Annotated in this window: 16 protein-coding genes; 8 read left to right on the top strand and 8 right to left on the bottom strand. The window is 59.1% G+C overall.

The annotated features are described in order from the left end of the window. The first annotated feature begins 37 nt into the window (after positions 1-37). Positions 38-367 (top strand): DUF6124 family protein, encoded by a 330-nt coding sequence (locus PSH79_RS17765; RefSeq protein WP_305438732.1) that lies wholly within the window; start codon positions 38-40, stop codon positions 365-367. Between the two features lie 16 nt (positions 368-383). Next, complete coding sequence (locus PSH79_RS17760; protein ID WP_305438731.1) at positions 384-650, top strand: hypothetical protein; 267 nt, start codon at positions 384-386, stop codon at positions 648-650. 101 nt (positions 651-751) lie between these two features. On the opposite strand, the gene ampC is transcribed toward PSH79_RS17760, so the two are convergent. Then, positions 752-1,846, bottom strand: coding sequence for a class C beta-lactamase (ampC, locus tag PSH79_RS17755; protein WP_370872669.1), 1,095 nt, complete (start codon positions 1,844-1,846; stop codon positions 752-754). Between the two features lie 232 nt (positions 1,847-2,078). On the opposite strand from ampC, the gene PSH79_RS17750 reads away from it, so the two are divergent. Continuing rightward, on the top strand, positions 2,079-2,951 hold the full coding sequence (locus tag PSH79_RS17750; RefSeq protein ID WP_305438729.1) for a LysR family transcriptional regulator: 873 nt from the start codon (positions 2,079-2,081) through the stop codon (positions 2,949-2,951). Positions 2,952-3,081: 130 nt separating this feature from the next. Here PSH79_RS17750 and gudD read toward each other — a convergent pair whose 3' ends face one another. Together gudD and PSH79_RS17740 are read right to left on the bottom strand one after the other, a co-directional pair. Further along, positions 3,082-4,425 (bottom strand): glucarate dehydratase, encoded by a 1,344-nt coding sequence (gene gudD, locus PSH79_RS17745; RefSeq protein ID WP_305438728.1) that lies wholly within the window; start codon positions 4,423-4,425, stop codon positions 3,082-3,084. 25 nt (positions 4,426-4,450) lie between these two features. Next, positions 4,451-5,797 (bottom strand): MFS transporter, encoded by a 1,347-nt coding sequence (locus PSH79_RS17740; RefSeq protein WP_305438726.1) that lies wholly within the window; start codon positions 5,795-5,797, stop codon positions 4,451-4,453. Positions 5,798-6,164: 367 nt separating this feature from the next. On the opposite strand from PSH79_RS17740, the gene PSH79_RS17735 reads away from it, so the two are divergent. Further along, on the top strand, positions 6,165-6,878 hold the full coding sequence (locus PSH79_RS17735; RefSeq protein ID WP_305438724.1) for a FadR/GntR family transcriptional regulator: 714 nt from the start codon (positions 6,165-6,167) through the stop codon (positions 6,876-6,878). Between the two features lie 92 nt (positions 6,879-6,970). Then, on the top strand, positions 6,971-7,201 hold the full coding sequence (locus PSH79_RS17730) for a hypothetical protein (protein ID WP_305438723.1): 231 nt from the start codon (positions 6,971-6,973) through the stop codon (positions 7,199-7,201). A 167-nt stretch (positions 7,202-7,368) separates the two neighbouring features. On the opposite strand, the gene PSH79_RS17725 is transcribed toward PSH79_RS17730, so the two are convergent. Beyond that, positions 7,369-8,265 (bottom strand): DMT family transporter, encoded by an 897-nt coding sequence (locus PSH79_RS17725; RefSeq protein ID WP_305438722.1) that lies wholly within the window; start codon positions 8,263-8,265, stop codon positions 7,369-7,371. Positions 8,266-8,366: 101 nt separating this feature from the next. On the opposite strand from PSH79_RS17725, the gene PSH79_RS17720 reads away from it, so the two are divergent. Continuing rightward, on the top strand, positions 8,367-9,230 hold the full coding sequence (locus PSH79_RS17720; RefSeq protein ID WP_305438721.1) for a LysR family transcriptional regulator: 864 nt from the start codon (positions 8,367-8,369) through the stop codon (positions 9,228-9,230). 90 nt (positions 9,231-9,320) lie between these two features. Here PSH79_RS17720 and yegQ read toward each other — a convergent pair whose 3' ends face one another. Further along, positions 9,321-10,658: a tRNA 5-hydroxyuridine modification protein YegQ gene (gene yegQ / locus PSH79_RS17715; RefSeq protein ID WP_305438720.1), complete on the bottom strand. Its 1,338-nt coding sequence runs from the start codon at positions 10,656-10,658 to the stop codon at positions 9,321-9,323. A gap of 216 nt (positions 10,659-10,874) precedes the next feature. On the opposite strand from yegQ, the gene PSH79_RS17710 reads away from it, so the two are divergent. Next, positions 10,875-11,936, top strand: a complete 1,062-nt coding sequence (locus tag PSH79_RS17710) for an AI-2E family transporter (protein ID WP_305438719.1) — start codon at positions 10,875-10,877, stop codon at positions 11,934-11,936. Here PSH79_RS17710 and PSH79_RS17705 read toward each other — a convergent pair. The 3 genes from PSH79_RS17705 to PSH79_RS17695 all read right to left on the bottom strand — a co-directional run bounded on the left by PSH79_RS17705 (position 11,933) and on the right by PSH79_RS17695 (position 13,002). Then, entirely contained in the window at positions 11,933-12,115 is a 183-nt protein-coding gene (locus tag PSH79_RS17705; protein WP_095190737.1) for a hypothetical protein, read from the bottom strand. The genes PSH79_RS17710 and PSH79_RS17705 overlap by 4 nt on opposite strands. 102 nt (positions 12,116-12,217) lie before the next feature. Further along, positions 12,218-12,412, bottom strand: coding sequence for a hypothetical protein (locus PSH79_RS17700; RefSeq protein WP_016984641.1), 195 nt, complete (start codon positions 12,410-12,412; stop codon positions 12,218-12,220). Positions 12,413-12,642: 230 nt separating this feature from the next. Next, positions 12,643-13,002 (bottom strand): hypothetical protein, encoded by a 360-nt coding sequence (locus tag PSH79_RS17695; protein WP_187677652.1) that lies wholly within the window; start codon positions 13,000-13,002, stop codon positions 12,643-12,645. A 245-nt stretch (positions 13,003-13,247) separates the two neighbouring features. On the opposite strand from PSH79_RS17695, the gene PSH79_RS17690 reads away from it, so the two are divergent. Further along, on the top strand, positions 13,248-14,066 hold the full coding sequence (locus PSH79_RS17690) for a shikimate 5-dehydrogenase (protein WP_305438717.1): 819 nt from the start codon (positions 13,248-13,250) through the stop codon (positions 14,064-14,066). Positions 14,067-14,149 lie beyond the last annotated feature (83 nt).

Here is a 14,149-nt window from a genome sequence, read left to right as displayed (position 1 = left end):
CGGCAGTTTTTTCTTCAATGTACTGAGGTCTTAACTTATGAAAAAACACACACCGAATCCCCCTGAATCCTCAACCGATTCAGGATCCTTCGACTCCCACAACACACGCCTGCGCCATCCGCATCACCCCGATCCCGTCAGCTACATCTTCGCCATCCGCCCCGATATCGATACCCCCACGCTCTTAACCCACGCCTGCGAAACCCTCGCTTCTCTCAACGTCCTGACCACCGACATGGCCTGCAAACTTGACGATTCGCAGCGCAGCCTTGCCCTGTCGATTCAGCAGTTAGCGGTGGTCGGCGAATTGCTGGTCAACCGTGCGCTGGACAATCTCGATCCGCCGCCAGCCGCGACTCAATATTGAACAGGGAGGTTCATCCATGGCGCGTTACATACCCATCACCGGGATTGACTGCAAAATCCCCTGTCTGCTGATCGACAGCGAAGCCCCCATTGACGTGTTGCACGGCACAGCGGCGTACCGCTTGCGCTGTGTGACGCAGCTGATGGAGAGCCTTTCGCTGGACGAGGGCAAGGGACACGACGCATTGCTGTTGCAGGATTTCGCCCGGGTGCTGGCGATTCCGTTGCGCGATAGCTGTGACTTGATGGATGTCATCGGGTGGCGCTTGCAGGCGCAGCTTTAAGCGCTGAAACGAAAAAAGATCGCAGCCTGCGGCAGCTCCTACATTGACCGAGTGAAAACCCGATCCTGTAGGCGCTGCCGCAGGCTGCGATCTTTCGATCTTTATTCGGTCAACTGACTGAAAATCTCATGCGCAATCTTCACCCGTTCCGCATTCGGGTAATTCTTGTTCGCCAGAATCACGATGCCCAACTCCTTCGACGGCACAAACGCCACGTACGCGCCGAAACCACCGGTCGATCCGGTTTTGTTGTAGAGCACATTGGCCGGTTCAGGCTGTGGCGGGGTCAGCCACTCAGCCTTGTGCGCTTCCATGGTCATTGACGTCGAGTTACCGGCCAGCAAGCGCTCGAGGCTGATCGGGTAGGCATAACGTTCCCAGCCCAGGCCTTGGGTCATGTCGCCAACGGTGTAGTAACCGGTGTGGGTCGCGGCGATGGCTTTTTGCAGCGGCGCTTCAAGGCTGGCCGGTTTCAGGTTGGCCTCGACGTAACGCAGCAGATCCGCCGCACTGGTTTTGATGCCGTAGGCTTCGGCATCCAGTGCGCCCGGACTGACCCGAACCGGTTGGTCGTTCTTGTTGTAACCCTGAGCGTAGAGCTTGGCTTCGGACGCGGGCACTTGAATGTAAGTGTGCTTGAGGCCCAGTTTCGGTAGCAGGGTTTTGCTCATGGCCTGATCAAACGGCTGGCCCAGACTTTTCGCCGTCAGATAGCCGAACAACCCAAGGCTCGAATTGGAGTACAGGCGATGGCTGCCCGCCGGATAAACCGGTTTCCACTGTTGGTAATAGCCGAGCATCTTGTCAGCCGAATCCGCCTCGGCGGGGAATTGCAGCGGCAAGCCGCCGGCGCTGTAAGTTCCCAGTTGCAACACGCTGATGTTGTCGAAGGCGCTGCCTTTGAGTTCCGGCCAAAGCTTGCTGGCCTTGGTCGACAGGTCCAGTTTGCCGGTGGCCTGAGCGTAACCCGCGAGTGTCGCGGTGAAGGTTTTGCTCACCGAGCCGATTTCGAACAGGGTGTTTTCGCTGACCTTCTGCCCGGTGTCTTTGGCGGCGACACCGTAGTTAAAGTAATGCGGTTTGCCGTTGATGGTGAGGGCAACAGCCAGCCCGGGGATGTTCTGCTGTTGCATCACGGGCGTGACGGCGCCTTTGACCAGTGCTTGCAGTTGTTCGTCGGTTTGCGGTGCTGCCATGCAGGCGGCGGCACCGAAGAAAAGGCCAAAAGCACTATAGGAAATGACTTTGGTAGGGGTGATGAATGACATAGATGAACCACTCTCCATGAGTGTTGAGGGTGTTATCCCGCTAGACTGCGGGCAATTGCAACGTTAGGCGGCTGATCAGCGCCGACAATTTAGGCAGTCTGGCATTCGTCGACAAACGATGAAATCTCGGATGAGCCATTAGAAAAATTTGGGACTGGGCATGATTCGACCTCAATTGCCGCTCAACGCACTGCGGGCCTTCGAAGCGTCGGCGCGTCATTTGAGCTTTACCCGCGCTGCCGTGGAGTTGTGTGTGACCCAGGCTGCCGTCAGTCATCAGGTCAAAAGCCTTGAGGCGCAGCTCAACGTCACCCTGTTCAAACGCCTGCCTCGCGGGCTGATGCTGACCAGTGAAGGCGAAACGTTGCTGCCGGTGTTGAGCACATCGTTTGATCACATCGCGCAGATTCTCGAACGCCTCGCCGGCGGACAGCATCGCGAGATGTTGACCGTGGGCGCGGTGGGCACCTTTGCCGTGGGTTGGTTATTACCGAGGCTTTCGGACTTTCGGGCGAAACATCCGCTCATAGATTTACGGCTGTCGACCAACAACAATCGCGTGGATGTCGCTGCAGAAGGGCTTGATTACGCGATCCGGTTTGGCGCCGGAGCGTGGCACGGCATTGAGGCGACACGACTGCTTGATGCGCCGCTGTCGGTGTTGTGCGCGCCGGAAATTGCCCGGCAATTGCACGCGCCGGCAGATTTATTGCAGCAAACGCTGCTGCGTTCTTACCGCACCGATGAGTGGCCGGAGTGGTTTCAGGCAGCGGGTCTGGCGACGCAGGCAGCACCGCCGCAGAGCGTCGTCTTCGACTCGTCGCTGGCGATGATGGAGGCGGCGTTGCAGGGCGGCGGGGTGGCATTGGCGCCGCCACTGATGTTCGCGCGGCAACTGGCGGCGGAGGCGATCTGTCAGCCGTTTGCGATCGAGATCACCACTGGGAGTTATTGGTTGACGCGTTTGCAGTCGCGGCCGGAGACGGCGGCGATGCTGGCGTTCAAAGACTGGTTGTTACAAATCTCTGGTTAATACAGAGCCCCCTGTGGGAGCAAGCCTGCTCGCGAAAGCGATGTGTCAGTCGACAGAAGTGTTGGCTGTTATAGCGCCTTCGCGAGCAGGCTCGCTCCCACAGGGGACAGTGGTGGATTGCAGATCAGGTTCAGCGCACCAGACACGGCCGCTTGTTATCGAATTTCCACCCCGGAATCAGAAACTGCATCGCGACGCTGTCATCCCGCGCCCCCAGACCCATGCCTTTATAGAGTTCGTGGGCCTTGGCCACCTGATCCATGTCCAACTCGACACCCAGTCCCGGTTTCTTCGGCACCTGCACGCAGCCGCCGACAATCTGCAGCGGTGCCTTGGTCAGGCGCTGGCCGTCCTGCCAGATCCAGTGGGTGTCGATGGCGGTGATATCGCCCGGTGCTGCGGCGGCGACATGGGTGAACATGGCCAGCGAGATATCGAAGTGGTTGTTGGAGTGCGAGCCCCAGGTCAGGCCCCACTCATGGCACATCTGCGCCACGCGCACCGAGCCCTGCATGGTCCAGAAGTGCGGATCGGCCAGCGGGATGTCCACCGATTGCAACTGAATCGCATGGCCCATCTCGCGCCAATCGGTGGCGATCATGTTGGTGGCGGTTTTCAGTCCGGTGGCGCGGCGGAATTCGGCCATGACCTCGCGACCCGAATAACCGTTTTCAGCACCGCACGGATCTTCCGCGTAAGCCAGAACCTGATGTTGATCGCGGCACAAGCGGATGGCTTCTTTCAGTGACCACGCGCCATTCGGATCAAGGGTGATGCGCGCATCGGGGAAGCGTTCGGCCAGCGCCGTCACCGCTTCGATTTCTGCATCGCCGCTGAGCACGCCGCCCTTGAGTTTGAAGTCCTTGAAGCCGTATTTCGCGTGAGCCGCTTCGGCGAGGCGTACCACCGATTCGGCGGTCATGGCCTTCTCGTGACGCACGCGAAACCAGTCGTTATCGGCGTCCGGTTCACTGCGATAGGCGAGGTCGGTTTCGCGCTGGTCGCCGACGTAGAACAGATAGCCGAGCATCTTCACTTCATCGCGTTGCTGACCTTCGCCGAGCAGCGCAGCGACTGGCACGTCGAGGTGCTGGCCGAGCAAGTCGAGCAGGGCGGCTTCCAGGCCGGTGACCGCGTGAATGGTGATGCGCAGGTCAAAGGTTTGCAGGCCCCGGCCGCCGGCATCGCGGTCGGCGAAAGTCTGGCGCACCTGATTGAGGATCTTCTGATACGTGCCGATCGGGCTGCCGATCACCAGGCTGCGTGCGTCTTCCAGGGTCTGGCGAATGCGTTCGCCGCCGGGCACTTCGCCGACGCCGGTGTGGCCGGCGTTGTCCTTGAGGATGACGATGTTGCGGGTGAAAAACGGCCCGTGGGCGCCGCTCAGGTTGAGCAGCATGCCGTCGTGGCCGGCCACCGGGATGACTTGCATGTCGGTGATGATCGGGGCTTTGGCGGTGTCGTTTGCGTTCATTGTTTTTATCCTTGGAAACGGAAAGTCAGGCGTGCTTCGGCGTGGCATCAACCACGGCGATAGCCGGCGCGGGTTTCGCGGTGGTACGGGCGAAGAACACGATGATCGCGGCGATGATCGAGGTCGCAGCCAGGCCATAGAGGCCGCCCTGAATCGAGCCGGTGTGTTCTTCGAGCAGGCCGAAGGTGGTCGGCGCGACGAAGCCGCCGAGGTTGCCGACCGAGTTGATCAACGCGATCACTGCCGCAGCGATGCGCGCATCCAGGTACGCCTGCGGAATCGGCCAGAACAGCGACGAGGCGGACTTGAACCCCAGCGCGGCAAAGCAGATCGCGACAAAAGCGAAGATCGGTCCGCCGGTGGTGGACATGAACATCCCCGCCGCTGCAATCAACAGCGCGGTGGCGACCCACGCCTGTTGGTGCTTCCACTTGGCCGAGAGCGTGGCAAAGGTATACATGCCGATAATCGACAGCAGCCACGGAATCGAGTTGAACAGGCCGACCTGGAAGTCGCTCATGTCGCCCATTTTCTTGATGATGCTCGGCAGCCAGAAGGTCGCGGCGTAGATCGTCAGTTGAATGAAGAAGTAGATCAGGCAGAACAGGATGATCTGCCGGTCCTTGAGCAGTTTGCCTATCGACGGCCGGATCGGCGTGGCGGCTTCGCGAGCCTTTTGCTCGTCGTCGATGGCGTTGACCAAGGCGTCCTGTTCGGCGCGGGTCAGCCATTTCGCATCGTGGGGTTTGGCGTCGAGCCAGAACCAGACGAACACGCACAGACCCACGGAGAACATCCCTTCAATGAAATACATCCATTGCCAGCCGTGCATGCCCAGTCCGTTGATTTGCAGGAGCAGGCCGGACAGCGGGCCGGAGATCAACGAAGCCACGGCCGAGCCACTGAGGAAAATCGCAATGGCCTTGCCGCGTTCGACACCGGGCAGCCAGCGGGTGAAGTAATAGATCACACCGGGAAAAAAGCCGGCCTCGGCCACGCCAAGCAAAAAGCGCAGAACGTAGAAGTGGGTTTCATTCTGGATGAACGCCATGCCGGCGGCGACCAGGCCCCAGGTGAACATGATGCGGGTCAGCCAGATACGTGCGCCGACTTTCTGCAAGAGCATGTTGGAGGGGACTTCGAACAGCGCGTAGCCGATGAAGAACAGACCGGCGCCGAAGCCGTAGGCGGCGGCACCGATGCCCAGATCGTGTTCCATGTGGGTGCGGACGAAGCCGATGTTCACCCGGTCAATGTAATTGACGATGAACATGATCACGAAGAGCGGCAGGACGTGGCGTTTCACTTTCGAGATGGCGGACGCGAGTGTCGAGTCGACGCCCTCGTTTATCCCGGAGACGGAGGTTTTCACTTGGTTTTCTCCCACTGATTATTTTTATGCGGGGTAGGGCTTGGGTGCTGCTTTGTTGATAGACATCATACAACCTGATTTTTTTGTCCTACAAGTAGGGAAGGGTGATTAAATTTCTATTGGGAGAGATTTTTTTATGCCTTTTTAGGGTTCTACCCATATTTCATTGGGCCTTTCAGGTTTTTATGAGCGTTGATATTTTTAAGGCAGGAACCCTGTGGTCACCGGGAGGCATTCAGTAAGCGTGAGGTGTTTCCGTATTTTGGAGTGTTGTCATACAAGTTGGTCGGCCATTCAGATCTAAAATCAATCTCGTCCCACCACTGCCCGGTGCTACGATCCGCACGTCCCGACCACGGAATAACCCATGCAAGAAGATCTCGACGCCCCCGCTCGCAAACGTGCGCACAACCTGGCCCATGACCTGGTGGAGAAACTCACGCAGAGCATCCTGCTCGGTCAGCTATCGCCCGGCGACAAACTGCCGTCGGAGAATTCCATCGTTCAGGAGCACGGTGTCAGCCGCACGGTGGTGCGCGAGGCGATTTCCAAGTTGCAGGCGTCAGGGTTGGTGGAGACGCGTCACGGTATCGGCACGTTTGTGATTGAGCGCGCGCCGGAGCAGGGACTGCGGCTGAACGTCGATACGGCGCTGGGAGTGCGCAGCATTCTCGAATTGCGCATGGGCCTGGAGACGCAAGCGGCCGCGCTGGCGGCGCAGCGGCGAACCGAACAGCAATTGCTGCTGATGCGTCAGGCGCTGGATGACTATCAACGCCTGCTGGCCAACAACGACAGTTGCGTCGAGGCTGATCGACGCTTTCACCTGCTGATCGCCGAGGCCACCGGCAATGTCTGCTTCAGCGAGATCATGCAGCACTTGGGCAGCGCGATGATTCCGCGCACCCGGGTCAACGCGGCCGAGCGGGGCGCGGCGGATTTGAGCAAACTGGGGCAACTGGCCAATCTGGAGCACGAGGCGATTTTGAATGCCATCAAACGACAAGACCCCGATGCCGCCCGCGCCGCCATGTGGCTGCACCTGACCAACAGCCGCGACCGCTTTATTGCTCAAGGCTGATCGCCGTTGGTCTATTCGATAGCACGCCGTCCAGCGGCTCGCTTCCAACTTGTACGGCCCGGGTTTTCCGGACCTCCTTGGTGAGGTGCGTGATGTCTAACGATTTGCTGTTTCAGGGTGGAGTGCTGCCCACCGACCCAACCCGTCCGATGCCAGGCACGGATGAGCCGACACTGGCCGATCACGATGCGCCGCCGGGGATGGCGCCGGGGCGCGATCCTTTGAGCGATGCTGATCGGCCCGAGGACTGGAAGGATCCGGCGGCGGATGACGATGTACCGCCAGCGGATGAACCGACACCGTTGTCGGATGATCGGCGCTAGGTAGAATCCGGCCGGGCAGTCCATCACTGGCTATCCGCGCTGGCCTCTTCGCTGGCAAGCCAGCTCCGACAGGTTTTCGAGTGTCCGCAAATTTCCGGCACTCCCTCAATCCCTGTGGGAGCTGGCTTGCCAGCGAAGGCGGCATCAGCCTTTACACCCAACCATGGTCAGGCCCGCATACCTCGAAGCACTGGAATCCGTTGCTCCAGATTCAACGCCAACACACTGATCAACACCACCGCGGACCCCGCCAGCACCATCCACGTCGGCCGCTCGCCCAATCCCACCGAAGCAATGCCCATCGCTGTCGGCGGAATCAGATACAGCGTCATGGTCGCCCGACTCAAATCCACATGTTTGAGCACAAATCCCCACGCCAGATAGGCCAGCGCGCTGGGAAACACGCCCAAGGCCAACACTGCCCATTGCACCGGCAACGGCGCTTTCATCACGGTTTCGCTCAACCCCGGCAGATAGATCAGCAATAACAACGTCCCTGACCAGACCGCATAGCACGCCAGACTCAAGCCGTCATAACGCCGTGCGTGATGCTTTTGCAGCGCGAAGTAAATGCTCCATGAAACTGCTGCGAGCAAGATCAGCCAGGCATGCGCGTCAATCTCGCCCAGGCCGCGATCACCGCTGACCACAATCACCACGCCGACAAAGCCGAGCAGCACACAGCCCCAGCGCCAGGGGCTGACCTGATCCTTGAATACGAAACGCGCGAGCAACGTGCTGAACAACGGGCTCGATTGCGCCAACACGCTCGACGCACCGGCGCTGACGCCTTGCTGGCCGATGTTCAGAGCGACGTGATGCAGGCTGACTGCGAAGAAACCCAAGGCGAATAGCAGCGGCACATCGCCCAGACGCGGTAGCTGAATACCTTTGAAGGCAGCGATCACCGCCATGCACAGCGACGCCAGGAGAAACCGCAGCAACGCCAGATGTCCGGGATCGTAGACTTGCAGGGCAATGTGAATGCCGGTTGGCGAATACGCCCAGCAGCCGACGACAAATGCCATCGCCAGAACAATTTTCACGGGAGAAGGGGATTGCATGATCAGCGCACCAGTGGGGTCGATGCGCCGAGTATCCGGGCGGCCAATCATTCGCCACAACTGACTTATACTGCTTCGAATGTTCACTCAGAGTGATGGGTATGGAGCTGGCACAAATCCGTATGTTCAAGACCGTGGCCGAAGTCGGCAGCATTGCCCGGGCCGCGGAAAAATTGTTCTGCGTGCCGTCGAATATCACCGCACGAATCAAGGCGCTGGAGGCCGAATTGGGCGTGGCGCTGTTTCTGCGCGAGGGCCGTGGGTTGCGGATCAGTCCGGCGGGGCTGACGTTTCTCGCCTACGCCGAGAAGATTCTCGCGCTGACGGCGCAGGCCAAACGCGCGGTCGATCCCAGCGCAGAACCCTCCGGGCCACTGCGCATCGGCGCCATCGAATCCTCAGCCACCGGGCGGTTACCGCGGCTGCTGGCTAAGTTTCACCAGCGTTATCCGCAAGTGGCGCTGGAGCTCACCACCGGCACCTGGGGCCAGTTGCTCGATGATACCGTCAGCCATCGCCTCGACGGCGCGATAGTGGCGGTGGACGTCGAGCGCTCGCAGCTCAAACGCACGCCGATGTATCGTGAAGAATTGCTGCTGATCGCTTCAACGTCTTTCGGGCCGGTGCGCGACATCAATGATCTGCAGGACAAAACCGTGTTCATGTGGCCGCAGGGGTGTCCTTATCGGGCGGCACTGGAGCATTGGTTATTGCGACAGGGAAAGGCGCTGCCGATTGTCAGCCTTGCCAGTTACGGGGCGATTGTCGGGTGCGTGAGTGCCGGAGCGGGCGTGGCGTTGGTGCCCAAAGGGGTGTTTGAACAATATGCGAAAGGCGCGGGGTGCGTGGGGGTTGAGTTCCCCGAACTGACGGCCATCGACAACTTGTTTTACTGGCATGAAAACGCCGGAGTACATCCGGCGCGTGAGGCGTTTGTGGCGATGTTGCGCGAAGAGTTTACCTAGTCCCACCGTCCCTGGATGAGCTGCCGCAGCGTTGATTCTTGCAAACAAGATCAAAAGATCGCAGCCTGCGGCAGCTCCTACAGGGGCCTTTCAATCGGCCACCACATCGCGCATCAACAACCCGAACCGCAAATCGACCGCATCCGGAATCGGCAGATACACCGTGTGCCCATCCCCCGGTGCCACCTCGATGGCTTCACCCTTGAGGTTCTGCAGTTCATGCAGATCGAAATGAAAATTGCCCTTGGGCGTCATCAACTCCAGATGATCCCCCCGCGCAAAACGGTTCTTCACCTTGACCTCGGCCAGCCGATCACGCCGCTCACCAGTCAACTCGCCGACAAACTGCTGGCGCTCCGACACTGAGCTGCCGTGTAGATAGTTCTGGTACTCGTCATGCACATGGCGACGCAGGAAACCCTCGGTATAACCGCGCTGGGCCAGCGATTCCAGATCGCTCATCAAGCTTCGATCAAACTCCCGTCCCGCCACCGCATCATCAATCGCCCGTCGATACACCTGCGTGGTGCGCGCGCAATAGAAGTGCGATTTGGTCCGGCCCTCGATCTTCAATGAATGCACGCCCATGCGGGTCAGCCGCTCGACATGCTGCACCGCGCGCAGGTCCTTGGCGTTCATGATGTAGGTGCCGTGTTCGTCCTCGAAGGCCGGCATCAACTCTTCGGGGCGGTTGGCTTCCTGCAGCAGGAACACTTGATCGGTCGGGGCGCCGATGCCCAGTGTCGGTTCGGGCTGGAATGTCTGGACGATTTCGCCGAGCTGATTTTCCGTGGCCGCCTGCGCCGAGTATTTCCAGCGGCAGGCGTTGGTGCAGGTGCCCTGATTGGCGTCGCGCCTGTTCATGTAACCCGACAGCAGGCAGCGCCCGGAGTAGGCCATGCACAGCGCGCCGTGGACAAACACTTCCAGCTCCATGCCGGGCACTTGCTCGCGGATCTCGCCAATTTCTTCCAGCGACAGTTCCCGCGACAGGATGATCCGGCTCAGGCCTTGTTGCTGCCAGAACTCGACGCTGGCCCAGTTCACCGTATTGGCCTGCACCGAAAGGTGGATCGGCATCTGCGGAAAATGCCGACGCACCAGCATGATCAGCCCAGGGTCGGACATGATCAGCGCGTCCGGTGCCATCTCGATCACGGGCGCCAGGTCCTTGAGAAATGTCTTCAGCTTGGCGTTGTGCGGCGCGATGTTGATCACCACGTAAAAACGCTTGCCTTGCGCCTGGGCCTCACGAATGCCCAGCGCCAGATTGGCATGATCGAATTCGTTGTTACGCACTCGCAGGCTGTAGCGCGGCTGGCCGGCGTAGACCGCATCGGCACCGTAGGCGAAGGCGTAACGCATGTTTTTCAACGTGCCGGCAGGAGCGAGCAGTTCGGGGGCAATAAGCGGGAGCGTGGAGGTCATGGCGGCGTCGGTCGCAAAAGCGCAGCAGGGTAGTGCGGTTGCGGGTAAGGCTTATTGATCTGGATCTACGTTTTGCTGACCCATTGTGCCGTTACCGGTTCGCTGACGGTCTTGCGCCGATCCGCAACTATGCTCCATGAATAAAGATGGCACTCGTGCACGCTTCGGCTGACTAAGCACCGGGCGTGTTTGACGCCCGACTGACATGGATCGGACATGAACGTAAAAAGTCTTCAATTCAAATCCCTGACGGTGCTGCTGGTGCTGGTCACGGTGGCCTTTATCTGGATTCTGTTGCCGTTCTACGGCGCGGTGTTCTGGGCGGTGATTCTCGGCATTCTGTTTGCGCCGATGCAGCGCCGCTTGCAGGCAAAATTCGGCTGGCAGCGCAACCTCACGTCTTTGTGCACGTTAAGCATCTGTCTGGTGATCGCGATTCTGCCGGTGATCATCATCAGCTTGTTGCTGGTGCAGGAGGGGATGGCGGTTTACAAGAATATCGAGAGCGGCGAGTTGGATATCGCGGCGTATCTGGCGCAATTCAAACACAGTCTGCCGCAATACTTTCAGCATCTGCTCGATCGGTTCGGCATGGGCGAACTCAATGCGCTGCGCGAAAAAATCGTCAAGGCAGCCATGCAGGGCAGCCAGGTGCTGGCGAGTCAGGCGTTCAGTTTTGGCCAGGGCACGTTCGAGTTTGTGGTGAGTTTTTTCATCATGCTTTATCTGTTGTTTTTCTTACTGCGTGACGGCCCCGAACTGGCGCGCAAGGTGCGTACCGCCTTACCGCTGGAGGAAAATCACAAGCGCCGTTTGCAATTGAAGTTCAACCGGGTTGTGCGCGCAACGGTCAAGGGGAACGTGCTGGTGGCGATCACACAGGGCGCGTTGGGCGGGGCGATTTTCTGGTTTCTCGATATCCCCAGCGCGTTGCTGTGGGCGGTCTTGATGGCGTTTCTGTCGCTGTTGCCGGCGGTGGGGGCGGGGATTGTCTGGGCGCCGGTGGCGCTTTACTTCCTGCTCAGCGGGATGATCTGGCAGGGCGTGGTGCTGGGGTTGTTCGGGGTGTTCGTGATTGGCTTGGTGGATAACGTGCTGAGGCCGATCCTTGTGGGCAAGGACACTCGGATGCCCGACTACATGATTTTGATCTCGACCTTGGGCGGTCTGGCGGTGTTCGGCTTGAACGGCTTCGTGATCGGGCCGTTGATCGCTGCGCTGTTCATGTCCAGCTGGGCGCTGTTCGTCGAGACCAAGCCCAAGGTGCAGTTGCCTTAAGCGTGAAACGGGGCACTGATGAACTGTTGCGACAAGGCCTGCGCCGCCGGCAACGAGGTGAGCGGGCCGCTGATCGCCTCGCCGTCGCGCACTACATACCAACAGGCGAGCAAGCCCAGCTCTCTGAGTGGTGCGGGAACGGCGCTGCCGATTACCGACATGATTTGAACCTGAGCCATGACAAATACCTCCATCAAACGATGGGGCTACCTTAGGGATTTGCCGTTCTCAGGGACAATCAACGCTTTTGATAGTGGTCATTGATAAGAGTGAGGGCTGCTTCAATCGACCACTTGATCAAGCATGTGCATGACTTCACGCTCATTGAGCAAGCCCTTGTGCACAAGATTTTCCGCCAATAGCGAAAGAAACTTGGCGCAGCGGTGCCCTTCAAGGTGCTTGAGTTCTGTCAGTGCGCTGTACACCTTGCTTGAGGTGCACAGGCCGACGATGCGGTGCGGGTTTTGTGTTGGCATAGAGTCGTCCTTGTTGTTATCAACCTGTTGTTTGCGGACGGATTCAGATTGCAGTTCCGTCATGACAAAAAGATGACCGTTTAATGTTTGGCACCCAACAGTCAAATCCATCATGCCGACTTTAGCTGTTGAAACTGTCCTCACAGCGACCTTGGCGAGATTTTTTCAGACGCCTGCCGACCGACGGTCATAAAAAAGCCCCGCTATAAAAGCGGGGCTCTGTGTTTCGGTCACCAGCGTGGGCCGCCGTAGTAGCCATGAGGGCGACCGTAATAACCACGGGGAGGGCCGTAGTAAACCGGGGCCGGTTGCACGTACACCGGTTGTTGTACATAAACCGGCGCCGGCTGGTAGTAGACCGGTGGTGGCGGCTGTTGCACGTAGACCGGTTGCGGTTGAACGTAAACCGGCTGTTGCTGCACGTACACCGGTCGGTCCTGGTTGATCAGCGCCGAGCCGATGATGGCCGAGCCGACGATCGCGCCAAACACCGCAGGGCCTTGCCAGCCATGGCCACCACCGGCTTCTGCCTGGCCCGTGACAGCGAGTGCGCCAATCAGTAAGGCCATAATGGGGAGTTTACGAATCATGATAGTTCCTCGGTTCTTCGACCCGGCGTCCGGGCCTGCACCAGGCCCAAAGTTGTCGCGGGGATACTTCTAAGACAGCAACATTTTGAAAAACAGCACGGCCGGTGAGTAAATTTTGTGTAAGGTCTGTACCGCCTTCTTTACCGTCCCGCCAAGGCCCGGTGCAGACAGGCGATATGATCGAACAGAACCCGATGGGCTGGCTAATCCCGTCCATCCGAAAGTGCGTTTGAAGGAGAAGTTTCATGCAGATGAACCCGAACAAAGACACCCAACTGTGCATGTCCCTGTCGGCGCGCCCAGGGAATTTCGGTCTGCGTTTTCATAACCATTTGTATGAGCAACTGGGCCTGAATTTCTATTACAAGGCCTTCAGCAGCCAGGATCTGACCGGCGCGGTCGGCGGAATCCGGGCGTTGGGCATTCGTGGTTGCGGCGTATCGATGCCATTCAAGGAAGCCTGCATTGCGCTGGTCGATGAGCTCGATGCGTCGGCGGCGGCGATTCAATCGATCAACACCATTGTGAATACCAAGGGCCACCTCAAGGCTTACAACACCGATTACATCGCCATCGCACAGCTGCTGGAAACCCACGCGGTGCCCAAGGATTCGACCTTTGCCCTGCGCGGCAGTGGCGGCATGGCCAAAGCGGTGGCCAGCGCCTTGCGTGATGGCGGCTATAAAAACGGTTTGATCGTCGCGCGCAATGAGCGCGCCGGACGAGCGCTGGCGGATTCGCTGGGGTATCGCTGGCAGGCTGAGCTGGGTGATGAGCGACCGCAGATGCTGATCAACGTGACGCCTGTGGGCATGGACGGCGGCCCGGAGGCGGGGCAACTGGCATTTGAGCCTGAGGTGATACAAGCGTCTGAGACCGTGTTTGATGTGGTGGCGATTCCTTCGGAAACACCACTGATTGTGCGTGGACGAGCAGAAGGTAAGCGGGTGATTACCGGGCTGGAAGTGATCGCGATTCAAGCGCTGGAGCAGTTTGTGTTGTACACCGGTGTGCGGCCGACCGAGGAGCAGTTTCAGGCGGCGGTGGCATTTGCCCGGAGCTGATCAGCCAGGATTGTGTGGTGCCTGATAGGGCCTTTTCGCGAGCAGGCTCACTCCCACATTGAAATGCATTCCCCTGCAGGAGT

Origin of the sequence: Pseudomonas sp. FP2196 (genome assembly GCF_030687715.1) — a bacterium.
Classification (GTDB): Bacteria; Pseudomonadota; Gammaproteobacteria; order Pseudomonadales; family Pseudomonadaceae; genus Aquipseudomonas.
Note: the sequence above shows the minus strand (reverse complement) of the source record. Positions and strands in the feature narration are given on the sequence as shown.